23 protein-coding genes are annotated in these 21,585 nt (G+C 56.4%); 7 read left to right on the forward strand and 16 right to left on the reverse strand.

All coding sequences use genetic code 11. The annotated features are described in order from the left end of the window. Positions 1 to 1,205: 1,205 nt before the first annotated feature. On the forward strand, positions 1,206 to 2,201 hold the full coding sequence (locus OK142_RS14945) for a ParA family protein (protein WP_498683598.1): 996 nt from the start codon (positions 1,206 to 1,208) through the stop codon (positions 2,199 to 2,201). After that, entirely contained in the window at positions 2,198 to 3,049 is an 852-nt protein-coding gene (locus OK142_RS14950) for an SIR2 family protein (protein WP_498683600.1), read from the forward strand. Before OK142_RS14945 ends, OK142_RS14950 begins: the two co-directional genes overlap by 4 nt. A 90-nt stretch (positions 3,050 to 3,139) precedes the next feature. On the opposite strand, the gene OK142_RS14955 is transcribed toward OK142_RS14950, so the two are convergent. After that, the gene (locus OK142_RS14955) at positions 3,140 to 3,313 is read right to left on the reverse strand and encodes a hypothetical protein (protein ID WP_498683603.1); all 174 of its coding nucleotides are present in this window, start codon (positions 3,311 to 3,313) and stop codon (positions 3,140 to 3,142) included. Between the two features lie 488 nt (positions 3,314 to 3,801). On the opposite strand from OK142_RS14955, the gene OK142_RS14960 reads away from it, so the two are divergent. Next, entirely contained in the window at positions 3,802 to 4,089 is a 288-nt protein-coding gene (locus OK142_RS14960) for a hypothetical protein (RefSeq protein ID WP_082185956.1), read from the forward strand. A 63-nt stretch (positions 4,090 to 4,152) separates the two neighbouring features. On the opposite strand, the gene OK142_RS14965 is transcribed toward OK142_RS14960, so the two are convergent. Both OK142_RS14965 and OK142_RS14970 read right to left on the reverse strand, forming a co-directional pair. Continuing rightward, complete coding sequence (locus OK142_RS14965; protein ID WP_216332278.1) at positions 4,153 to 4,422, reverse strand: DUF1488 family protein; 270 nt, start codon at positions 4,420 to 4,422, stop codon at positions 4,153 to 4,155. Continuing rightward, positions 4,419 to 4,712: a hypothetical protein gene (locus OK142_RS14970; RefSeq protein ID WP_082184723.1), complete on the reverse strand. Its 294-nt coding sequence runs from the start codon at positions 4,710 to 4,712 to the stop codon at positions 4,419 to 4,421. Before OK142_RS14970 ends, OK142_RS14965 begins: the two co-directional genes overlap by 4 nt. A gap of 114 nt (positions 4,713 to 4,826) precedes the next feature. On the opposite strand from OK142_RS14970, the gene OK142_RS14975 reads away from it, so the two are divergent. The 3 genes from OK142_RS14975 (at position 4,827) to OK142_RS14985 (ending at position 5,826) form a co-directional block, all read left to right on the forward strand. Then, positions 4,827 to 5,063 carry a hypothetical protein gene (locus OK142_RS14975; protein ID WP_498683605.1) on the forward strand — a complete coding sequence of 79 codons (237 nt, stop codon included), beginning with the start codon at positions 4,827 to 4,829 and terminating at the stop codon, positions 5,061 to 5,063. Between the two features lie 199 nt (positions 5,064 to 5,262). Continuing rightward, entirely contained in the window at positions 5,263 to 5,472 is a 210-nt protein-coding gene (locus OK142_RS14980; protein WP_003504088.1) for a cold-shock protein, read from the forward strand. A 129-nt stretch (positions 5,473 to 5,601) separates the two neighbouring features. Beyond that, positions 5,602 to 5,826 (forward strand): hypothetical protein, encoded by a 225-nt coding sequence (locus tag OK142_RS14985; protein WP_003499608.1) that lies wholly within the window; start codon positions 5,602 to 5,604, stop codon positions 5,824 to 5,826. A 195-nt stretch (positions 5,827 to 6,021) separates the two neighbouring features. Here the strand turns inward: OK142_RS14985 and OK142_RS14990 are convergent, their stop codons facing one another. The 13 genes from OK142_RS14990 to OK142_RS15050 all read right to left on the reverse strand — a co-directional run bounded on the left by OK142_RS14990 (position 6,022) and on the right by OK142_RS15050 (position 20,963). Continuing rightward, positions 6,022 to 7,617 (reverse strand): EAL domain-containing protein, encoded by a 1,596-nt coding sequence (locus tag OK142_RS14990; protein WP_498683608.1) that lies wholly within the window; start codon positions 7,615 to 7,617, stop codon positions 6,022 to 6,024. Positions 7,618 to 7,735: 118 nt separating this feature from the next. Beyond that, a complete protein-coding gene (locus OK142_RS14995; RefSeq protein WP_498683610.1) occupies positions 7,736 to 7,963 on the reverse strand; it encodes a hypothetical protein in 228 nt (75 codons plus the stop codon). A gap of 96 nt (positions 7,964 to 8,059) precedes the next feature. Then, the gene (locus OK142_RS15000) at positions 8,060 to 8,506 is read right to left on the reverse strand and encodes an SH3 domain-containing protein (protein WP_313608208.1); all 447 of its coding nucleotides are present in this window, start codon (positions 8,504 to 8,506) and stop codon (positions 8,060 to 8,062) included. Positions 8,507 to 8,632: 126 nt separating this feature from the next. Next, on the reverse strand, positions 8,633 to 11,401 hold the full coding sequence (locus OK142_RS15005) for an autotransporter family protein (protein ID WP_498683612.1): 2,769 nt from the start codon (positions 11,399 to 11,401) through the stop codon (positions 8,633 to 8,635). A 465-nt stretch (positions 11,402 to 11,866) separates the two neighbouring features. Beyond that, positions 11,867 to 12,790, reverse strand: coding sequence for an SRPBCC family protein (locus OK142_RS15010; RefSeq protein WP_003499602.1), 924 nt, complete (start codon positions 12,788 to 12,790; stop codon positions 11,867 to 11,869). Then, a complete protein-coding gene (locus tag OK142_RS15015; RefSeq protein WP_003499601.1) occupies positions 12,787 to 13,128 on the reverse strand; it encodes an ArsR/SmtB family transcription factor in 342 nt (113 codons plus the stop codon). The genes OK142_RS15010 and OK142_RS15015 overlap by 4 nt, the downstream gene beginning before the upstream one ends. Before the next feature lie 131 nt (positions 13,129 to 13,259). Continuing rightward, positions 13,260 to 15,050, reverse strand: coding sequence for an ABC transporter ATP-binding protein (locus tag OK142_RS15020; RefSeq protein WP_498683614.1), 1,791 nt, complete (start codon positions 15,048 to 15,050; stop codon positions 13,260 to 13,262). Between the two features lie 432 nt (positions 15,051 to 15,482). Next, the gene (locus OK142_RS15025; protein WP_137039795.1) at positions 15,483 to 16,472 is read right to left on the reverse strand and encodes a Bug family tripartite tricarboxylate transporter substrate binding protein; all 990 of its coding nucleotides are present in this window, start codon (positions 16,470 to 16,472) and stop codon (positions 15,483 to 15,485) included. A 105-nt stretch (positions 16,473 to 16,577) separates the two neighbouring features. After that, positions 16,578 to 17,273: a superoxide dismutase gene (locus tag OK142_RS15030; protein WP_498683617.1), complete on the reverse strand. Its 696-nt coding sequence runs from the start codon at positions 17,271 to 17,273 to the stop codon at positions 16,578 to 16,580. Positions 17,274 to 17,454: 181 nt separating this feature from the next. Beyond that, on the reverse strand, positions 17,455 to 17,784 hold the full coding sequence (locus OK142_RS15035) for a GCG_CRPN prefix-to-repeats domain-containing protein (RefSeq protein ID WP_082184731.1): 330 nt from the start codon (positions 17,782 to 17,784) through the stop codon (positions 17,455 to 17,457). 245 nt (positions 17,785 to 18,029) lie between these two features. Further along, positions 18,030 to 19,070, reverse strand: coding sequence for a sensor histidine kinase (locus OK142_RS15040; protein WP_003499592.1), 1,041 nt, complete (start codon positions 19,068 to 19,070; stop codon positions 18,030 to 18,032). A 4-nt stretch (positions 19,071 to 19,074) separates the two neighbouring features. Then, complete coding sequence (locus OK142_RS15045; RefSeq protein ID WP_003499590.1) at positions 19,075 to 19,512, reverse strand: response regulator; 438 nt, start codon at positions 19,510 to 19,512, stop codon at positions 19,075 to 19,077. Then, complete coding sequence (locus tag OK142_RS15050) at positions 19,509 to 20,963, reverse strand: sensor histidine kinase (protein WP_137039792.1); 1,455 nt, start codon at positions 20,961 to 20,963, stop codon at positions 19,509 to 19,511. Before OK142_RS15050 ends, OK142_RS15045 begins: the two co-directional genes overlap by 4 nt. A gap of 218 nt (positions 20,964 to 21,181) precedes the next feature. Here OK142_RS15050 and OK142_RS15055 point away from each other — a divergent pair, with 218 nt between their 5' ends. Continuing rightward, positions 21,182 to 21,556 carry a response regulator gene (locus tag OK142_RS15055; RefSeq protein WP_003499586.1) on the forward strand — a complete coding sequence of 125 codons (375 nt, stop codon included), beginning with the start codon at positions 21,182 to 21,184 and terminating at the stop codon, positions 21,554 to 21,556. Positions 21,557 to 21,585 lie beyond the last annotated feature (29 nt).

Below are 21,585 nucleotides of genomic sequence, written 5' to 3' on the forward strand. Positions count from 1 at the left end.
CATAATAACAATATCATGATATTGTTATTATGATCGATCGCCACTCAAATCTGAAATCAACTCTAATCAAATCCATCTCGGCCATATAGTTTTCACACATAACAATCCTCCACTCAAAACAGCAAATTCAACATAAAATTCATATATTTACGCGCAATCGCCCCGCAATCCGCAAATTGCAGACCGTAAAAGTCGATTTTGTCAATAGATTCTTACCCGCTTCAAGTCGCGCATATATAATTCATTGCGGTATATATTTTATATGTTTATACGCTGGTTATTATATAAATATACATTTATGGAAGCCACCCCGATCGCATCGGACCTACCCTATTCATATCTGTCAACGAATCCATATTCTCCTTTTGATTGTATAAATATTGCTTTTTGAGCTGCCGATTTCGAAACTTTGCCCTGGCATAAAGAGATCGTGCCAGCTTTCTCCTCATCAAGGCAGTATCCACCCGAGCGGCAAGAACGTACATCTCGTAGAGACCCATCAAACACACCTTTCCTATCACGCGACGCGTTTGCGACCGTGTTATGAGCTTCATCTCTTTTTTCCATCAGCCTTTCAGCTCGATGGACATTTCAACGGGGCACTGAAAATTGCCGCCTATGGAAATGAATGACACTTATCAGTGCCCCGCTTCAGCGGTTTATGCCTGTCAGAGCATGTCCTTCAGCCAATGCGTTTCGGAGAAATAGAGAGGCCCACCACAAACCCGCTTCCATCTCTCCTCCAGTCATTGCCGGAGAACTTTCTCATCAGGCACCGAAATATGAGAGTGACGTCCTCTCTCACAACCGGCGCTGGTTCGGCTTCAAAACCGGAATGTCTCCCGGTTCATCGCAGAACAGGTGCAGTATAGAGCAGGTGAACAGGGTGGGGATGAACGGGGAAGGGAAAAACTTCCTAAAGGCCAAAAGACAAAGCCTTAAGTGAATTTTCCCGGCAGCAGCATAGTTTATCATTTGACCCAGATAAGTACATAGTCCAAAATACAACTTAGCATAACAAGCGTGAATCGTTGACAACCTACCCCATTCTTCGAAAGAGATAATCCGACATCATCAAAATAAATCTCAGCCTCGTAGGAACCGGTTGACAAGCGGCACAGTACGCGCTGAAGGCCGTATCTGTTCTCCACCACTCATCACGCGCAAGTATCTTCAATAAGCTTAACTGAAAATGGATCCGGTTCATGGCGGTATCAATTGCATTTTTTAATAACAAAGGCGGAGTGGGAAAAACAACTTTGCTTTGCAATGTTGCTGCTTATGCCGCTGAAGAGCGTAGCTTAAAAGTTCTTGTGATAGATGCAGATCCGCAATGCAACGCTACACAATATATGTTCGACGATAAGAAACTTTCATACTTCTATGAAGAAACCTCGTCATTTACAGTTTACAACGTTATCCGACCGCTATCCCTCGGAAAAGGATACAGCCGTGACCTTAGCGTAACCACAAGCCCACGGTTTGGGGTAGATGTCCTTCCGGGAGATCCGCGACTTGCGCTCACAGAAGACTTGTTAGCCAAAGATTGGGGTTCTGCTATCGGGGGTGATTCTCGGGGAATGAGGACCACTCTTATGTTCGCTGAGTTGATGAAGCGATGTGATCATTACGATATAGTATTCTTTGATGTTGGCCCTTCTTTGGGATCAATTAATCGCGCAGTTTTGCTTGCCAGTGACTTCTTTATTGCACCTATGTCGATTGATATATTTAGTGTGAAAGCAATCGACAATATCGCAGCTTGGATGTCAAAGTGGCGCAAGCAATGGGAAGTTGGCGTTATAAATGTCGATGACCCGGATGAAGTCGACACCAAGCTCGCTCGAAAACTAGGTTTCCTTGGATACGCCTCCCAGCACTATATTGCCAAAGCCGATGGGTCAGGTGCCAAACGTGCCGTGAATGCTTACGAAAAAATCATGAAACAATTTGAGGACATAGTAGCAACTCAACTCTCCTCAATATCACCATCGCCTGAGCCTATTAATAACTTCCTACTTGGAGCAATTCCCAATCTGCATAGCCTGATCCCCATGTCCCAGTCGGCGCGCGCACCTGTGTTCGGACTCAAGGCGAACGACGGCGTCCGCGGTGCGCATTTTTCTAAGGTCAAAGACGCACGAGAAACGTTCGGTGTTGTGGCAGAAGAAATTCTTGATCGCATAGGGATTGCCCAATGATCGCATGGCCGGACCAGTTGAAGAGGGACATACTGTCAAGGAGAGTTGTTGTCTTTTTAGGAAGCGGAGTTTCCAAGAATTCTTTAGGAAGAGATGGGGTAACTCGTCCTCCACTTTGGACCGAATTCCTTCAAGCCGGACTTGACCGTATTGGCCCAAGAGGAACCTCTCACATCAAACGCGCAATAAAAGACAACGATCTCCTTCACGCGTGTGAATGGATAAAAGTCAAGATGGAAGAAGAGTGGGAACCCTTCTTACGAGACTGCTTTGTGAATCCAGGGTTTTCTCCGGCTGATATTCACAAAGTAATCTTCAAATTAGATCAAAGAATTTACCTGACCCCCAATTTCGACCAAATTTTCGAAAATTTCGTCACTGCTGAAACGGGTGGCCAAGTAACTGTAAAACGGTATTCTGACCAAGATGTGCATAATTTTCTTCGAGAGGATCGAACACACATCATCAAAGTTCATGGCTCAATAGATCACCCGACTGAGCTGATATTCTCAAATCATGACTATGCAAAAGCAAGGGTAGCTCACTCTGCCTTCTATGACGTTCTCGATGCCTGTCTCCTGTCACATACCTTTCTAATCATTGGATGCGGCGTGTCCGATCCAGATCTTTCACTTTTACTAGAAAACCAGAGGTTTAACTTCCCAAATTCACGGCCGCATTATCTTGTCACATCGTCGCGCATGGCACCAGAGATGGTCAAGTCACTTCGATCGAACAGGAACTTGAAATGTTTGTGTTATGACCCTCGTGACAATCATGACGAACTACTTATGTCTTTGAGGGAATTAACGGAGATAATGGACAATGTTCCTCCGCCCCCAATTTAATTCGGAGATGGACCACGTTTATTTTATCGCATTAGGTCCGTTGACGAGCAACTCGGGGCAACAGTGCTCAATGAGAAACTTAGTTCGCAGTTATGCCAACGCGCCCATTGCTTGCGGTGCAACGACCGAGGACAACCGCGGCGTAAAATATCGGTGTTTCGCACCGCCGTACGGATCCTGGATGTTGAGATCTTTAAGGTGTGCCGCGGCGATATCCGCCGCTGAAACTCCGGCAAGCTCGTGCCGGTCCATGAAGATAGGCATTGGTTTCCTCCCAAGAGTATATCGTTGCCTGCTCTTCCAGCCAGTTTACGACTTCACCAAACCATCGTCTATCGCCCGCGTGGGTGACCCTGACATAAGGGCCTCACCGGAGAGGGCGATGGTTGTTCGCGTGACAATTTCGGAGTGCGTGCCATGGTTATCGCGAAAAGAGACCGGAGGCCTTTGATCAGCACTCCCAAACTACCAAATTGCTTCATTGCTAAACGAGCAGAACAGGTCCATTATAATCACTCCAGCAGCCGTATCACGGGCGCTGCTGTTTAAGGGTTGAATACCCTGGCCCTGACAAAGGAGGACGCCATGTCTTCCATATTTCACCAACCCACGAAACATGATCTCGCAACTGTGGCTGGCTACGTCTTGTCTGCGGCAAGCCTTGTGCTGATCGTTTACATCCTCTTCGGAGCATAGTTGCGATAACCGGCTGCAAATGCGCCGGTTCAATGCAACGGAAAGCGGTGTTCGACATGATCGAAAGAACCACAGAGACCGAAATCACATTCACGCATCCATTCCGACTGGAAGCCCTCACGGAACCTCTGGGAGCGGGTACATATCGCCTGGTCGTGGACGAGGAATTGATAGAAGGTTTGAGCTTCACGGCATATCGCCGGGTGGCGACGCATCTGGAGATACCCGCGATTTCCATCGCGGTGGCCCGACGCCAGTTCCTGCAGGTATCATCAGCCGAGATTGATGAGGCATTGGCTCTAGATGGCGCGAGCGCAGACGTTAGCCCGCGTGTCGTTCCCTAATTGCGCCATGGTCGAGCATCGCCGCACGGGTAATCCCGGCGAAGGGAGATCAGGCGCAACCGCCTAGCCGATGTCAGAGGCAGTCAGGATATTCATATTGCGACGCGATTTGGCGTAGACCTTCTGTGCCGCCGCGTAGATGGCCGTGCGCATCGCATCGAAAGAGGAAAGGCATTGAGCTTCCGACATGCTCATGGCATGTCCCCGGCCCTTGGCGAGCGCCTCCGCCTCGACAAAAAACCGGATTTCGAACATGCCGTCATGGCCGAAAAAGCGAACCGCTTTACGCACCTCGTCAAAACTGCGGGCCGTGTTGGGGAAAGCGAGCGTCATGATTTGCTCCCCGTGCGTTCTTTCCTGCGCATGGCGTTACGCCGGTTGAGGGACAGCATGCCGTCGGTCGCTTCCGCTATGCTGAGATGGGTCAGCCTGCGGCCGCCGATGCGCACCGGCACGCCGGTGAAGACATGGTATATCGTCCAGCTCTGATCCCGCTCGATCCGTCTTCCATATTGGGTCTCGAGCGTATCGGAGACGGGAGCGCCGCCTTCGTTCTCCCACGTCTCTATCCTCAGCGCCTGGCGCCGGTGTTCGTTACACGTTTCCATGGTGTTGCCTTTCATATGGAACTTGCACGCGGATTTCGTTCGCGTGGAGCCCGTTTCATTCTACGCCGCTATTGCCATGTTCCGCCGGACGAACGTTACGCGGAGGCATAAAGAAATGGCTGATGGTGTATGATCGCCGCTACCGGCACGCGCCTGTCGCAATGGGTAAAACTTCGCGGCATCGTCAAAAATGACACCGCAGCGCTTACGCAAACATTTGCAATCGGACGAAGAAAAGAACACGGCGCCTCTCTGACACCGCAGCGCCATGCGGCCAGCATGACGAAGCCAAATCATGCGCCCGGATTGCGCGGAAAACAAGGCGATGAGCGTCCACACGCCGCATGGGATAACACAACTTTTTGATGAGATGAAATATCGTCAAAAACCAATAGTTGACACCCCGACGGAGGCAGGATATAAGGGGCAATCGAATTTGCTTGCTTAGCTTTGCTTGTCACGCGTCTGGCACCGCGTTCTGAACGAACCTTTCCTTTCAAAATCGCTATCATCATCCGCAGCGCATGAGTGCTGTGGTTTCTCTATTGCTATGAAAGGGTTCATCATGACCACTGGCACAGTTAAATGGTTCAATTCCACCAAGGGCTTCGGCTTCATTCAGCCTGACAATGGCGGCGCCGATGCGTTCGTCCACATCTCCGCCGTTGAGCGCGCCGGCATGCGCGAACTCGTCGAAGGTCAGAAGATCGGCTTCGAGCTTGAGCGCGACAACAAGTCGGGCAAAATGTCGGCTTGCAATCTGCAGGCTGCCTAAGGGTCTGTGCTTCCCTTTGACCACGGATGTACTGGCACTGCCGGAAGCACGCCAACCCAATCAAGGCCAGGCAAATTGCCTGGCCTTTTGTTTTTCGCTTGCTCTCCGAGCATCATCATCGGAACACCCATGACAGAAAAATACAGTATTTCCCGCCAGAAGGCCGAACTCGCCTTCAGCCACATCCAGACACCGTTCTTCGCGAAGGAAAAAGCGCTTGAGGAGCTCGATTCCATTGCGCAATCCCGTGATGCAAAGACCCTGCGCCTTCGGGAAGCCCGTCTTGCGAAGGAATTGTCGGATCGTACCGCGGCAACATCCGCTCTGCTCGCCAAACGCGCCCGCGCACGTTGATCGATATCCGCACCGTGATCGCCGCTCGGTCAAGACCTGCCTAGACAACTTGACCACCGGCCGGAACGCCGCGAGCATGAAAGCGTTGCAGCCTTTCCGCGCCTAGTTCGAAGTCCATCTCAGCGGCGAGGTGATCAAGCAAGAACCGGCCGAATAACGCCCAATACCCGGGATTCGCGACGTCTTCGCTTTGACCTAGACAGACGCCACCTGAATGACCTCGGGAGCCGAGCCGTATCTCGATTTGTTTTGCCGGTGAAAAACGATGAATTCTTCGGCTGGAAGCGGTCTGGAAAAGAGCCAGCCCTGACCGAAGTCAACACCATGTTCCCGCAGATAGGCCGCCTGCTCTTCTTTCTCGATACCTTCCGCAACGGAAAACAGCCCAAGCTCGCGCGCCATCTCGATGATATGGAGCGTCACGGTGCTGGTCGCCGTGTTCCTGCCGATCGTATCAACGAAGGATTTGTCGATCTTCAGGGCGTCCAGCGGCAATCCCTGAAGATATTGAAGGCTGGAATAGCCGGTTCCGAAATCGTCGATTGCGACTGAATGCCCCGCTTTGCGTGCTCTATCCAACGTGATGCGCGCCGCATCGATGTCGATGAAACCGCGCTCCGTCGCCTCGAGCCATATCTGCTCCTTGCGGATACCCGCACGGGCAAGACGCAGATCGATGAAGTCCAGTATCCGGCCCGATTTCACATCTTCGGCGCAGAGATTGATGGCAATATGCGAACTGCGGTCCCGAACGAGCATGGGGCCGAGATCTGCAATGATGGCTTCGACGACCTGATCGGTGATGGGCTCAATCAGCCCCGTTTCTTCCGCAAGCGGAATGAAACGGTCCGGCCTTACCAGCGTGCCGTCCGGCCGCCGCCAGCGGACGAGCGCTTCGGCGCCAACGCATATATTGGTCTTAAGCTCGATAATCGGTTGATAATGAACAATGAATTCACGGTTTCGAACCGCGATTTCCAGCTCGGTTTCCGGCGAGAGCCGCTTGCGCGACATCCAGATGACGATGCCGACGATGAAGAGCGCAATAAATGCGCCGATCGGCAAAAGCACTGTCAGCTCCCGCACGAGCTTCGTTCGCATCGCCTCCCTCGGCTCGAGAACGATTGCCGTCAGCCCATCTTCCGTCACCACCGAATAAAGCGACGTGTCGGTCATGCCGCGGCCGTCTTTTGCAGGGAGCGCGGAAAGAACCCCTGCATCGGGCAGGTTCTGCGTGCTGATGATCTGGCCTTTATCGTTGAGGAGCGCCAGGGACATCCTGTCTCGCAGCACAATATCAGCAAACCGGGAGGGGGCGACGAGCGCATTGTGATGGCCGAGGTGCAGGCTCGTCATCTGGTCGCCGTGGCTGATGCCGGGCTGGATACGCAACGTCACTTCAAGGCCCTCCGGCGTGACGTAGTCAACGTGGGATTTGGCTACATTGCCAGCGGCGCGGCCCCAGGAGGTGCATTTGATGAAGCCGTTCTCGAAGTAGCCGATCTCCGCGATCGACGGAACGTTGATCGTCCCGATCCGCATCTGCGCAATATGCTGATCCGAACAGGCTGGAAGGTGCGCGGCTTCGATTGCCTCCAATGCGCCCTTCGCCTCCCTGAAGGTATTGCCGGCGCGCACAAGCGATCTTTCGGCAACGAGATCAAGAATGTAGAGTTCTTTCTGGATGGCAACGCGCCAGGACGTCCAGGCCATGGCGGCAATGGGCAATGCGGCTCCGACTATGGCCAGAAATATCCCCATGGCTATTACACGCCAACGTCGCGCCTGCATCATCACTCTCCAAATGGTAGTCTGGGCATCAGTGTCGCAATCTCCTTAATTTTTGCTGTTCAGCGAAACGGTGAAAACCGGGGAACGCAAACTTTGGTTCCTGCCCTCGACGCGGCCTTCAAATCACTGAGACTGCAGGAATGCAGGGCCGATGATAGTTTTCCGCGCCACATTGCCGTTTGCGCTCAATAGCGCGGATCGCTGCAAGTTGCCGCTGCAACTGGGCGATCTGCGTGCTTGATGAAAGCCGGATGCCTGCCGCAGCGCAGCTTTGGGCCTGCGCTGCCGTTTGGCCAATGACCAGCGGAAACAAAAGGAAAATCACCGCTGGCCAGATCCGTGTCATGGCATGACACCCGGCACATGGGACGGACGGTCAGAAATTTCCCGCCTGTCATGTCCAGGAAGCAATGCGCTCATCGCCGGTTTTCCCCGTTCCTGCTCATCGGGGCTGCGGTCTTGGAGGACGCGGGCGATGGTCCCCGTGCGGCGGTCTTGGCGGACGCGGACGATGCTCCCAATGGGGTGGTCTTGGCCGATGGCCCCAATGGGGAGGCTGCGGTCTGTGGACGATAACCGGCAGCCCGATGATCGGACCGACATGAATGACGGCTTGTCGCCGGTTCTGGTATGTGGCCTGAAGATAGTTGCTGGAGGCCCAGCCTCGCTGGCCGGCAAAGATGACTTCGCACCAGCTATAGCCATTCAGGCACCCACGGATGGTGAGCGTGGCACCGGCAGGAATAGTCCCTATCCGGGCATATTGCGTGCCCGGCCCCGTCCTAATATTCACATTGCCCGTCGCATTGGCATTGGCCGCTTCCGCCAGTGATGGCAGCGAAGCGGCCACCAGCAAGGCAAGCGATGCAATAATCTTCTTTACCCGCATTTTATTCCCCCAGATTGTGCTCGGGCCCTGAACCCGATGCTTCACAAGTCGGCATAAATACCGCTCCAGATTCGTCTCTTACGCATTGTTCCAATGTCTTCGCACGCACCTCTGTCGCCCGGCGGGCTACCACTTGATGCTGAGACCGACGTTCCCTTCGATGACGCGCTTCCGTTCACCGCCTAGATTGGTGGTGTAGTCCACCGTCGCAAACAGGCTGACCCTTTCCGTCAGGCTGGCGACGACGCCTGCGCCGAGTTCCAGCGAGGTACCGCCGATTTCGGTGACGATGGGATCGTTGGCGAAGCGGGTGGTCTGGTCGGAGGAAAAGCTGTGCCAGAGATTTGCCTTGAGATAGGGCTGAATGAGACCGCTGCTGGTTTGATAGTTACCCTGCAGCCTGGCGCCCAGTCGTCCGGTAAAGGCACTGTCTGAATCGAATCCGACCGAGGAAAAGCGGTCGGCTGCATCGTCGAGGGAAAGGTTTTGCCAGATGATCTGGGCCTGCGGCTCCAGCGTCCAGTCCTCTGAAAGAGCGATCGGGTAACCGCCCTCAAGGGAGGCCGTAACGCCGGTGCCGTCAATATCCAGCCGTTCCCCGGCTCTTGACGTAGCATCACCGCCGAACCACGTGCCCATCAGAACGGCATCGACATACCAGCCCTGAGCACCGATATGCGTCCAGTATCCACCGACGCTCGTGCCGCTGATATCGACATCGCCCACGGCAAGGTTGTTCCACCCCAGCGCCTGGCCTTTGATATCGCCGTTCATCTTGGAATAACCGACAAACAGGCCGAAGCGGTCGGAGCCCCCTGCCTCGCTTTCACGGCCGAGCAGGTCCTGCCCTGCCTGGAACCCGAAAAGGTTGCCGTCGAAACTCGGCGAGACGGTCCCATCCCATTTCAGCTCGGTATTCTGGCCGAAGGTGCGCGCCCAGCTTGTGGGCATCCATCCGTCATCCTCCAGCAAAGCCTGTTCGCCGCGCCGTTCATGGAAGTTGCCGAGTGTCGAGAGTGCCAGATAGTGCGCAAGCGGCTGCACGGCCGAATAGGCCGGAACCTCGATACGGTAGAGCGGCACGATATCGGCAATCACCGGCGTCGCGCCGGGCGTTGGCGGCACGGCGGAGGCGCTCGGGATCAAGGCAAGCGTGGTTGGCGGTACGGGCGGCGCAGGCGGGGGGCTTGCTGCCGCTGCGGCCTGTGGGGCGGGCGGAGCTTCCGGCTCCGGATCGCCCGCATTGATTGGAGGCGTGGGGTCCGTCGGGTCCGTCGTCGCGCTTCCCTCCGTCGGTATCGGCGTGGGTGGCAGTTGCGAGGCCGGGGGCGCGCCGGTGATGTCCGGTGCCTCAGGCTCTGGCGTCACAATTGGCTGAAGCGGGTCCGGCGCGCCTGCAATCGCCCCGCCACCCGAAACGATCGTCGAGCGAAGATACCAATTGTCCTGAGTGCCGGCCGAAACACCGCCTTTGAACAGGTAATATTCGTAGGCGCCGGCAGCAACACGGCTGTTGAGCGCAAATGCGCTGCCAGCGGTTGTTCCTCCGTTCACGGACTCGACAACCATGATGCCGTCAGCAGTCGTGCTCGCCCCGGCCCCTCCGGCATTGACCACGTTCATCCCCGTGCTTCCAGAAGCCGTGCCGCCATCGATGACCAGCCTGTCGGAGGCGGAGCCATCGCCGCCAAGGACGGTATCGAGAAAGATCTGGCCGCCATTGCCCACGTAATTGCCGGAGATCGTGAAGGTGTCCGAGGCATTGCCGCCGCCATTGGTGAGATCGATACGGCCTGAATTCACCAGATTGGCGAAAGCACCGGCCGTGAAAGCGGAGACTCGTCCATTCGCACCGCCGCCATAGACCGTGCTGGCGGAATCTATGGAAAGCGTACCCGTTCCGGTGCCGCTGTCGCCAAGTGTCAACGTCCCGTCGAACACAAGCTCGCTGTCATTGGTGAGGTTTATTGTCTCCCAGCTGTCGAAGCGGGCAACCCCTCCCGTCTTGACGTTGCTCATCGTCAGGGTATCGGTCCCCAGACCACCGCTTATCTGCGTGGTCGCGCCGATATGGGCGTTGGCCAGATTGGTGAGCGTGGCGGTGTCGTCATCGGCGCCAAGGTCGATGGCGCCATAGATGATGCCACCGCCATTCCAGTTGAACCTGTCGTCACCGAAGCTCAAAAGCACATTGCCGCCAACCGTGCCGCCGGTAACGGTCACGCTGTCGGTTCCGCCGCTGACGCTGATATTGCCGCCGATCGTGCCACCGGAGAGAATGATCGTGTCATTGCCAAAACCGGTCACCAGATTTCGATCGATGACGCCTCCCGACATGTCGAAGACGTTGTCGTCAAGTTTCATGTTGACGCGGCCGATACGGCCACCCGTCATGGTGGCGATATCGCCATCATCGAACGCATCGATGATGCGTCCGTCAGACATGAAGAACGTGTCGAGATTGTCGCCCTGGTTGAGGGACTGGATCGTCCCGCCCGTCATCCGGAAATCGTCGACGCCGCTGCCTTGCTGCACATTGCCGGTAACGGTGCCGCCGGAAATCACGAAGGCGTCGTTGCCGCCCCCCTGAACCACCGCGCCATCTATGGTGCCGGAATAAATCTCGATCCTGTCGGTGGCGCCTCCAAAGGTGACGTTACCGGCGATTGTTCCCGTGCCGCCGGCCGGAAGAAGCAGCGTATTGTTGCCGCCGGTATCATTCAGCCCACCCACCGATGTCCCGGTGTCGCAGATATAATTGTCGTCGCCCGCCGTCGGCGTAAAGATGCAGGCTGCATCCACGGGTTCCGAGTAGAAAAAAATCGCACCCGAAACCAATGCGGTTCCAGAACAGAGAAATCGTCTTAAGCCTTTCAGCTGGCAACGATAATTCATCGGCGGCCCCCCGTCGAATTGAATGATTTCCCAACCCATTCCATTTGACGAATGCGAGTACGACACAGACAAACCGGTGCCGCAACCCTAAGGAGTTGCCGCGAAAACTTCTACAAAACCGAGAGACGATGGCAGGCCAAATAAAAGCCGAGGACCTCACCCGTTGGATCAGTATCTCTTCGTTCAGGCGCGGCAAATATCAGATACGACAAGATGTTCACTGCCAGACAGCGTGGCGATTTGCGTTTTGTCAATTCGCGACCCATTGGGAAAAGCTGCGCCCGTCCGGAACTGGACTTGCAGACAAAGGCAATTTTGAATTTTATCTTTCCATTATATTCGAATTGACGACAATAAGGTTTTTATTGTCGTCCAAAACCATCGCGCACAACTCAACTTTAATCACAAAAAAGTGATGGAAACTTCCTCGAATCCAAGGCCCGCCAAGGGTCAGCCTCTTGGATTTTACAATGCGAAAACAAAGCGTTCCAGTTTGCCGAGCGTCTGCTGACCCAGTTCGATGGCGCCGAATCCCTTCGCCTCCTGGAACTCGGCCTCGGTGCTGAACACCATGCCGAGCACAACTTTCGTCGCGCCATCCTGATCCTCGAAAGAGGCCCAGGCGTCGGCATGTTTCGGCCCGTTTTCTCCCCAGAGCAGCGTATAGCCGATCCTGTCTTCGGCCCGGACCTCGATATAACGATGATGGTTGGGATAGACCGTGCCGTCGGGGCCGATCATGTCGAACACCCATTCACCGCCGGTTCGCAGATCGATCCTCGCGGTGCGACAGGAAAAGCCTTCCGGGCCCCACCATTGCGGCAGCGTCTCGGCGTTCATCCAGGCGTTCCAGACGATGTTGCGCGGCGCCCTTATCGTTCGCTCCAGCACCATGGTCCGTTTGGCCACCTCGGCCAGATTGTCCAGACCGGCACTGAACCCCTGCCGGTAACCCGCCTGCATATCGGCGGCCAGCGAGGAAAGCTGAACGGTTACGGTGAGCCGGCTGCCCTCATCCACGGCTGAAAGATCAGCCGTCACCAGCGCCGCCGACTGCGTCACGCCGCCTGACGAAACCACCTCGTAATTCACACTGCGAGTACCCGGCTGCAGCTCCAGCCATCCGCACTCACAGCGGATATCCGGCTGCCCCTTGACCTTGCAAAGCGAAACTTCACGCCCGCCCACCCTGGTGTCGGCCTCCAGAAACTCCACGGTCACGGAGGGTGTCGGAGCAGCCCAGACGGCCCGCGCGGCAGGTGACGTCCAGACTTGCCAGAGGACCGATAATGGAACAGCGATCACCCGTTCGAAGCTCAGCGTCGCAAAACGGCCGTCGCCAAGATGGGGCTCGGCACGTGTGCCGTCCTGATTGAGTTTAGACATCATTCCGAGCGCTCCTTCGCAGCCTGCATTGCAAATGCCTCCAACCGGTTGAGCCGGCTCTCCCATGTGGCCCGCTGTTCATCGAGCCATGTCCGCACCGGCTCCAGGGCTTCGGGCACGATTGCGCAGGTGCGCACCCGCCCGTCCTTGGAGGTGCTTATCAGCCCCGCTTCTTCCAGCACCGAAAGATGCCGCATCACCGTGGGCAGACGCAGCCCCGTGGGAGCGGACAATTCCATGACCCGCGCCGGACCCTGCGCAAGCTGGGTCAGAATCGACCGGCGCGTCGGATCGGCGAGAGCCTGAAAGATCAGTGACAGTTCGGGTGAATGCTTAGCCATAATACTAACTATCACGCGGCGTGGCTCTGGCGCAAGAAAAAACTTCGTTGATTCGCTAAGTGTTTCTTCTGGAGCGTTTGCCCGCTGATCGCACCAAAGAAAACGCCGGAGCAATGCCCCGGCGTTTCATTTCAGGCCACCAGACCCTTGGTCAGTTCCAGCGCCTGCCGCTCGAACAGTCGGCGATAGATGCCGTCATTCAGCCGGATCAGCGCCTGATGGTCGCCTTCTTCGACAATCTTGCCCTTGTCGAAGACCAGCAGACGGTCCAGCGCCCGCACGGTGGAAAGCCGGTGCGCGATGACCAGCGTGGTGCGGCCATCCATCAGGCGTTCCATCGCCTGCTGGATCTGCACTTCGCTTTCGCTGTCGAGGCTCGATGTCGCCTCATCCAGAATCAGCACCGGCGCATCGGCAAGGAAGGCCCGGGCAATGGCGACACGCTGGCGTTCACCACCCGACAGTTTGACACCGCGTTCGCCCACCATCGTTTCATAGCCCTTGGGGAGAGACATGATGAAGTCATGGGCGCTCGCCTGCTTCGCCGCCTGCTCGATCTCACGCCGCGAGGCGCCTGGCCGGCCATAGGCGATGTTTTCCGCCAGCGTGCGGTGAAACAGGATTGGCTCCTGCTGCACGATGGCGATCTGGTCGCGCAAACTCGATTGCCTGACGCTGGCGATATTCTGGCCGTCTATGCGGATTGCGCCCGCATTGATGTCGTATAGACGCTGGATGAGCTTGACGAAGGTCGTCTTGCCCGAACCCGAATGGCCAACCAGACCCACGCGCTCGCCCGGCTTGATGGTGACCGAGAAGTCCTCATAAAGCGGATCAGGATGCGCGCCATATTGAAAAGTGACGTTATCGAAAACGATCTCGCCCTTCTCGATCTTGATCCGTCTGGCGTCCGGCCTGTCTTCGATGCCAAGCGGCATCTTGTCGAGCAGCACCAGCTCTTCCATGTCGTTCACGGCACGTTGCAGGTTGCGGATATCCTGACCGACATTGCGCAGATAGCCCTGCAACACGAAGAACATCGCCAGCACGAAGGTGATATCACCCGGCGTTGCCAGCCCCTTTTGCCACATGAGAAGACCCGTTCCGAGGATGCCGGCCTGCATGGACACCATCATGAAACCCTGGATCGTGCCGCTCAGCGTGCCGCGTTTCCATGTTCTGCGCGTGCGATTATCCCATTTGGCCAGCACGTGGGTCAGCCGGGTTTCTTCGCGGTTTTCGGCGCCGAAGGCTTTCACGACCGAGTTGCAGCTGATGGCATCCGCAAGCGCGCCGCCGAGCTTGGTATCCCAGGCATTGGCAAGCCTTGCCGCTGGCGATACGAAACCCATGGAAAGCGCCACCGTGACGCCGATATAGATCAGCGACCCGGCACCCACGATCAGGCCCATGACCGGCCAGTAGCTGCCGAGCACGATGGTGGCGCCCACCAGCATGGTGATGGACGGCAGCAGCGCGATGAGCAGCAGGTCGTTCAGCGAATCCAGCGCCCACATGCCACGCGTGATCTTGCGCACCGTCGAGCCGGCAAAGCTGTTGGCATGCCAGTCGGTCGAGAAGCGCTGAACCCGGTGGAAGCCGTTATTGGTGACGTCAGCCATGGTCCTTAGCGTCAGCCGGATGATGCCGTTGAAGATGAACCAGCGCAGCGCCACGCTGGTCAGCCCCAGCGTCACAACGATGACGAAGGCGCGCAGCGCCTTGTCCGCCCCGTTGCCGCCGGCAATGGCATCGACGATCTGGCCGGAGAACACCGGCACCATGACTTCGGCCAATGTGCTGGCGATGACCAGCACGATGATAAAACCCACCAGCGCCCGCCGGTGGCTCCAGTGGTGGAAAACAAAACCGAGCACATGGCGATAGGCATCGGCGCGGAAATCGAGCTTCTTGCGAGACATTTTAACCAGCACGGCGCCATAGGTTCGGCAACCGGTCCTCAAAAACGGAAGTTGGATGGCCACAGCCCGGGCGGGAAACGGAGTGATCCCGTCAGATCAATCGGGCTATGAGGGAAAACAAAACCGCATGGCGCGCGTGCGCGGGGCGGGCCGCGAATGGATATGACCTAGTGTCGGGTCATTCCCTGCGGGAGGATTTCGGTGAATGCTGGTGTCATGCAACGCCTCCCTTTGGTTCGATCTGACGCGGTGAGTATTTTTGTACCTGAGCGTTTCGCCATTGCCAACCGGGTAATTGCAACCTTATGGCAAGTGATGCGAAAACGACACATTGGCCGATGCGACAGGTATGGTCGCGGCCTGTGTCTTTCTGCTGCGCATCCCGGGAGGGGTGCGCAGCGAGATATCAGAAGAGCGGATTGTCGTTCCCGGTCAATCCATCTGCACGTTGGCGTTCTTGACAACCGGTTCCCACTTGGCGATTTCGGCAGCGACATGGGTTTTCAGCTCTTCCGGCGAGGAAGCGACGATCTTGGCGCTGAATTCCGCCATGCGCGCGGCAACGCCGGGATCGGCAAGCGCTTTCTTGGCCGCGGCATTCAGCTTGTCGATCGCCTCGGCCGGTGTGCCGGCAGGCGCAAAGAGCGCATTCCAGGTGTAGGTCTCGTAACCCGGCACGGTCTCGGCGATTGTCGGCAGATCCGGGAAGGATGAAGCCCGCTCGGCCGTGGTTACGCCAAGCGCCCGCAAGGTGCCGGATTTGATGTGGCCGGACGATGAGGGCAGATTGTCGAACATGATCGAAATCTGGTTGCCGAGTAGATCGTTGAGTGCGGGGCCAGCGCCCTTATAGGGAACGTGCTGCATGCTGACGCCGGCCATGCTCTTGAACAGTTCGCCTGAAAGGTGCAGTGGCGTGCCATTGCCGGAAGAGGCATAGGCATGTTTGTCCGGTTCGGCTTTTAGAAGCGCGATCAATTCCGCGACGCTGTTGACGTTCAGTTTCGGATTGACGACGAGCACATTCGGCACCACCACCAGCAGCGAAACCGGGGCGAAATCCTTTTCCGGATCGTAAGGTTTCGTCTTGAGAATGAGCGGGTTAAGTGCGTGGGTGGCAACCGTACCCATCAGGATCGTGTAGCCATCGGGCTCGGCCCGGGCGACGCGGTCGGCCCCGAGATTGCCGCCGGCACCGGCGACATTCTCGACGACAATCTGCTTGCCAAGCTCATCGCCCATTTTCTGCGCGATGACGCGTGCCACCACATCTGTGGAGCCGCCGGCCGCGAAAGGAACGACCAGAGTAATCGTTCGATCGGGAAAGCCCTCAGCGCTCGCCGTCATTCCCAGCATACCAAAAGAAACCGCCGTGGCGGCAAGTTTCAACAGCATGCGCCGTTTCGAAGACCGGTAATTCATGAACCCTCCTGTGACATGGCCTCCCCGCCATCGCGGCATAGTAGCTCAAATGAACCTGAGGGCAAGCCGTTGGCCCTGCTGCGGGAAACAAGAGGACGTGAGGGTCTAAGCGCTCATGCGCTCTTCCACGACACGCCAGTTGACCAGCTTGTCGAGCACGGCGCGGATATGCTCGGGTTTGCGGTTCTCATAGTCGAGGTAATAGGCATGTTCCCATATATCGATGCCGAGATAGGCCGGTCGACCCACCGCGATCGGGTTATTGCCGTCCTCGTAACCGATGAGGGCGAGTTTATCGGCGTCGTCGCGCGTCAACCAGACCCAGCCTGTCCCGAACACGGTGTCGGAAACATCGACTGCGCGTTTGATAAACCCTTCATAATCTCCAAAGGTCTCGTTCACACGGGTCGCGAGCTCACCCGTTGGCCGGTTCGGCCCGCCTGGAACGAACTGATCCCAATAGGCAACGTGGTTCCAGGCCTGCGCTGCATTGTTGAAAATCTTGACATCTGCCGCCTCTTTGGACTTGGCCGCCTCCTTGACGATATCGACAAGCTCCATGTCAGCATAGCGGGTATTGGCTGCCAGCGTATTCAGCTTGTCGTAATAGCCCTTGTGATGTTTTCCGTAATGCAGGCCGACCGTCTTTGCCGAAATGACCGGCGCCAGATCTGCTTCCGCAAACGGCAGGGCCGGCTGTTTCAATGGTAGCGCGGCATGGGCCACATGCGGCCTGGGAAAAATCGCTGCGGCAGCGGCAACAGCGCCGCCCGCGAGAATTGTGCGTCTGGTGATGTTCATATTTTCCTCCTTTGAATGACAACCACATGGGTTAACCCGCAACTACGGCGCAGGTTTCCTCAGGCCGAGTTCAATTCGGCTGCGGACAAAGGGGCATCATGCAAAGACGGGGATTGGGTCAGGCCGGTACGGGACGGGACATAAAGAAAGGCCCTCCCGGTTAAGAGAGGGCCTGATCCGATTACCAGCGATAATAGTCGCGGCGGTCTCGCCATTCGCGGTGTTCGCGCCAGTCGCGCCGCTCACGCCATTCTCTGCGGGCCTGACGCTCGCGCCATTCCCGGCGGCCTTCCCAGCGATCACGCCGGTCCCAGCCGCGCTCATAGCGTGGCGGTCCGTTTGGCCGGCAATATCCACGCGGCGACAGATGAAAACCGCGTCCACAGGCATAGTCGACGGTTTGAACATTCGATGTCGCGGGTGCGGACGGTTGACCGATGGGCATGGCGTTCACGCCGCTGCCGAAGAAGGCGCTAAGAATTATTCCAGCGCTTAAAATCATCTTGCGCATCTCATTTCCCTCCTTGTGGGATGGGGTGATTTAGCGCCCTGGGCCGTGAACTGTAGCTGAATGAAACGAGGTGTTTTCGTGGCAGCAGCCCCGCAATTGTGGCGGATTCTGGCAACCTTCCGCTGCATAATTGCTGAACGGCCTGAATGCCGAAATGGAGAAATCCGAGATCGCCATGATCGTTGCAGAAGGTGTTGAACGCCCCGGGAAGGCCCAATCATTCAGGGACAATATGCGCGTGTTGATTATTGCTTCTCGGTCCACGTCATGATGTAGCGCGTACCCTTGCCGAGTTCAGGATGGGTATGCGTCTGTTCGACACGCGCGCCAATATTCTGCGCCATAGCCATGATCAGCTTCGTACCGAGGCCGGTGCCGCGCGGCGATGCCTCCGGTTTTGAACCGATGCCATCGTCTTCAACCACGAGGACAAATTGCCGGTCCTCTTCGGAAAGCCGAACGCGAACCGTGCCCGACTGGTCGGGATAGGCATATTTCAGCGCATTGGTCAGAAGCTCGGTGATGATGACGCCGAGTGCGACCGCGTGATCCGCCTTGAGGCTGACTTCGCAGAGCGATGTCTCCACCGTGACGGAGGACGAACCGGGAACGGCCTGAAACAGATCGCTGATGATCGACGTGAGGTAGGAATTGAGCGATACAAGGCCGACATTGTCGGTATTGTAGAGACTGCGGTGCACGCCGGCGATGGCGGAAATCCTGCTCTGGGTTTCCAGAAGGGCAACTTCCGCCTCGGGCGACTTCACCGTGTTGATCTGCAGCCTGATCATCGCCGATACCAGCGACAGGCTGTTGGCGACGCGATGGTTCATCTCCTTTACCATCATTTCCGCATGTTCCTTCGCCTTCACCAGCAAGCGGTCGGATTCCTCCTTGTTCTGGCGCAGGCGGTGGTTTTCCAGGGCCTGATTGATGGCCGTGCGCAACAGCGGAAAGAAGTCGTCGCCGACATTCTTTATGACAAAGTCGGCAGCACCCGCCTTGAGGGCGTCGATGGCGATCTTGGCTTCGTTCGACCCGGTCACGTAAAGCACGGGAACGCGCCCCGGCAACGACTGGATCGCTGCCAGAAACTCCATTCCCGTCGATGTCTGGAAATAGTGGTCGAGGACGACCACATCGAATTGCTCGTTTTGAAATAGCTCGAGCCCCGAGGCGACGGAGGCGGCATGCACCACCTCCATTCCATGACGACCAAGGACACGGCTGGAAAGCCGCGCCAGCGCCGGATCATCATCAACATACAAAACGCGCAAATCCATCATGCCTTCAAGGTATCTGAATTACAGAGAAAAACAGGCCGAGGTTCTTGATCGCATTGGCGAAACCTTCGTAGTCGACCGGCTTCGTTATATAGACATTTGCGCCAAGATCATAACATTTCTGGATTTCGGTTTCGTCATCCGTCGTTGTCAGCACGACGACGGGCAAACGGCGTGTATGTTCGTTGCTTTTGATCTGCTCGAGAATGCGGATACCCGACATATCCGGAAGATTGAGATCGAGCAGGACGAGAAGATAGCGATCCTTGCTGACAAGGCCATCGCGGCTTTCGCCGAGGATGTAATCAAGCGCCTTTGCGCCAAGCGTAAAGGGCACGATCTCGTTGTTCACACCCGCACGACGCACGTTTTTTTCAATCAGACGAGCATGACCTTCGTCATCCTCGATCATCACGATCGTTACCTCTTGACCGGTTGCCTTCATTGTTCGCCTTCTTTCGTCACTTTTCTGAGGTCGCTCGGCAGGAGCAGCGTGAATGTGCTTCCTTTGCCAAGCTCGGACTCCACCCTAATGTCACCTCCTAAATTTCTGATTAGCGAACGAACGTGGGCAAGGCCAATTCCTTCCCCGGGCTGATCCTGATTGCCGGCGCGGCGGAAGAGCTCGAATATGCGCTCCAGATCCTGCTCGCCAATGCCGCGGCCATTGTCGCTGACCGCGATGGAGATGGCGCCGCGTCCGGCCGGATAGGCGCGTGCGGTCAATCTGAGCGGGCGTCCCGGCATCTGGTATTTCACCGCATTGTCGAAGAGATTGCCGAGGATCTGGTCGAGGGAGATACGATCCGTATAGACGGTCAGCTTCGATGTATCGACATTGATCTCGCCGCCATTGGCATTGATCTGGTGGCGAACAGTCTCGGAAAGCGATGACAGCAATGTTTCTATATCGACCTTTTCCGGTTGCAGCTTCCGCTGGCCATCGCGGGAGATTTTCAGGATCGCATTGATCAGCTGATCCATTTTGCGGGTCGAGGAGCGGATGAAGCTGATTGCCTCGGGAATATCCTCCTCAACGGCAAGCCGCGCTTCGCGGATTACCTCTTCGCTCGGCGTCTTGCCATCCGCGAGAATGTAAGCCGTGACCGGCTTCAGCGACGTATCGAATTCGGCGAGGAACCCCATTATATTGACGAGCGGCGCCCGCAGATCATGCGTGACGATATAGGCGAAGCGCTGAATTTCCTGATTGGCGCGGCGAAGGTCTCGCGTTCTTTCCTCCACACGCTCCTCGAGATGACGATTGAGTTCATCGACATCATCCCGGGACCGGTTCAGGGCGCGGATATAGGTGAAGACCAGAAGGATCGAGCCACCGACGACGATCAGGATGGCAAAGGCGCCGCCGATCGTCACCAGTTGCAGCCGGTTGGCGGCGCCCAGCTGATCGCCGACGATGATGCGCAGCCGATCGTCGGTATCCGATTGCAGCTTCGACAGGACGGTTCTGATCTCATTCATGAAACGCTTGCCATCATTCTCCCGGACGACTTCCACCGCCTCGGTGATGCGCCCTGCCCTTTGCAGCTCGATTGTTTCGCGCGTTTCGGCCAGCTTGTTGTCGATGGCGCTTGTCATGTCTGACAGAGGCTGCCGGTATTGGTCACGATCCTTCAGCAGGTCCATAAGCCGGGAGCGCCGTTCCGGCAGACGGCTCATGGCGTCCTCATAGGGTCCCAGATATTCGACATTGTTGGTCAGCAGATAGCCTCTCTGACCGGTTTCGATGTCCTGCATCGACGTCACGACATCGAGGATGGCCGCGCGCACGCGGCGCAGTTCGGCTGTTTCCTGGGAGTACCGGTTATTCACCTGCACCAGCCATAACGACATGGCGACCATTCCGGTCAGGATTGCGACACCAACAGCGAGCATGAGAAGGCTTCGCTGAGCGAACGGCGAAAAATTAGTCACAGTAACAATATTCCCGGTAGGCGGCTCATTTGTCGGGCAAATTAGAATATGACAGACGTGGAAGCGAACATTTTATTTCCCGTCTTTGCGGGAACCATCTCTCGGGAAGAGCGTTCAGCAGGGTTGACAGAAAGGCTACCAGCCTGCGCGCGGCCGACGAGATGCAAACGTGGTGAAATATGACTTATAATTTTCAAGGAAAACAAATCCTTGTTCTGGAAGATGATGCGCTCCTGGCGATGGACATGGAAGACTTTCTCTCGGATCTCGGTGTCAGCGTCGTTGGACCTGTTTCCCATATCGAAGCGGCCCTGGAAAAGATCAACGAAGCGGAGCTTGACGGCGCCGTCATCGACCTCAATCTGCGGGGAGAATTGTCCTTTCCGGTGATCGATGAACTGAAGGCTGCCAGTATACCTTTCGTCATCTGCAGCGGATATGCGGAAATTCCGGGGCTTCGTGCCCAGTTGGGAGAATTGACCGTTATCTCCAAGCCGTGTGATTTCGGCAGCCTTCCGGATATTCTGGCGCGGGAATTTTCTCCCGCCGGCTAGTTGGCGGGCGGTCTGTGCCGGTACAGATC

Source organism: Agrobacterium sp. BT-220-3 (assembly GCF_025910175.1).
Classification (GTDB): domain Bacteria; phylum Pseudomonadota; class Alphaproteobacteria; order Rhizobiales; family Rhizobiaceae; genus Agrobacterium; species Agrobacterium oryzihabitans.

Bases quoted from the DNA above. Each gene is read 5' to 3' on its own strand.
- OK142_RS15010 (WP_003499602.1), bottom strand. From the start codon at position 12,790: ATGATGTCTAAACTCAATCAGGACGGCACACGTGCCGAGCCCCATCTT.
- OK142_RS14950 (WP_498683600.1), top strand. From the start codon at position 2,198: ATGATCGCATGGCCGGACCAGTTGAAGAGGGACATACTGTCAAGGAGA.
- OK142_RS14945 (WP_498683598.1), top strand. From the start codon at position 1,206: ATGGCGGTATCAATTGCATTTTTTAATAACAAAGGCGGAGTGGGAAAA.
- OK142_RS15055 (WP_003499586.1), top strand. From the start codon at position 21,182: ATGACTTATAATTTTCAAGGAAAACAAATCCTTGTTCTGGAAGATGAT.
- OK142_RS14995 (WP_498683610.1), bottom strand. From the start codon at position 7,963: ATGACACGGATCTGGCCAGCGGTGATTTTCCTTTTGTTTCCGCTGGTC.
- OK142_RS14985 (WP_003499608.1), top strand. From the start codon at position 5,602: ATGACAGAAAAATACAGTATTTCCCGCCAGAAGGCCGAACTCGCCTTC.
- OK142_RS15035 (WP_082184731.1), bottom strand. From the start codon at position 17,784: ATGCGCAAGATGATTTTAAGCGCTGGAATAATTCTTAGCGCCTTCTTC.
- OK142_RS15015 (WP_003499601.1), bottom strand. From the start codon at position 13,128: ATGGCTAAGCATTCACCCGAACTGTCACTGATCTTTCAGGCTCTCGCC.
- OK142_RS15005 (WP_498683612.1), bottom strand. From the start codon at position 11,401: ATGAATTATCGTTGCCAGCTGAAAGGCTTAAGACGATTTCTCTGTTCT.
- OK142_RS14970 (WP_082184723.1), bottom strand. From the start codon at position 4,712: ATGAAAGGCAACACCATGGAAACGTGTAACGAACACCGGCGCCAGGCG.
- OK142_RS14960 (WP_082185956.1), top strand. From the start codon at position 3,802: ATGATCGAAAGAACCACAGAGACCGAAATCACATTCACGCATCCATTC.
- OK142_RS14975 (WP_498683605.1), top strand. From the start codon at position 4,827: ATGATCGCCGCTACCGGCACGCGCCTGTCGCAATGGGTAAAACTTCGC.
- OK142_RS15030 (WP_498683617.1), bottom strand. From the start codon at position 17,273: ATGAACATCACCAGACGCACAATTCTCGCGGGCGGCGCTGTTGCCGCT.
- OK142_RS15045 (WP_003499590.1), bottom strand. From the start codon at position 19,512: ATGAAGGCAACCGGTCAAGAGGTAACGATCGTGATGATCGAGGATGAC.
- OK142_RS15050 (WP_137039792.1), bottom strand. From the start codon at position 20,963: ATGCTCGCTGTTGGTGTCGCAATCCTGACCGGAATGGTCGCCATGTCG.
- OK142_RS14980 (WP_003504088.1), top strand. From the start codon at position 5,263: ATGACCACTGGCACAGTTAAATGGTTCAATTCCACCAAGGGCTTCGGC.
- OK142_RS14965 (WP_216332278.1), bottom strand. From the start codon at position 4,422: ATGACGCTCGCTTTCCCCAACACGGCCCGCAGTTTTGACGAGGTGCGT.
- OK142_RS15020 (WP_498683614.1), bottom strand. From the start codon at position 15,050: ATGTCTCGCAAGAAGCTCGATTTCCGCGCCGATGCCTATCGCCATGTG.
- OK142_RS15000 (WP_313608208.1), bottom strand. From the start codon at position 8,506: ATGCGGGTAAAGAAGATTATTGCATCGCTTGCCTTGCTGGTGGCCGCT.
- OK142_RS14955 (WP_498683603.1), bottom strand. From the start codon at position 3,313: ATGCCTATCTTCATGGACCGGCACGAGCTTGCCGGAGTTTCAGCGGCG.
- OK142_RS15040 (WP_003499592.1), bottom strand. From the start codon at position 19,070: ATGATGGATTTGCGCGTTTTGTATGTTGATGATGATCCGGCGCTGGCG.
- OK142_RS14990 (WP_498683608.1), bottom strand. From the start codon at position 7,617: ATGCAGGCGCGACGTTGGCGTGTAATAGCCATGGGGATATTTCTGGCC.
- OK142_RS15025 (WP_137039795.1), bottom strand. From the start codon at position 16,472: ATGAATTACCGGTCTTCGAAACGGCGCATGCTGTTGAAACTTGCCGCC.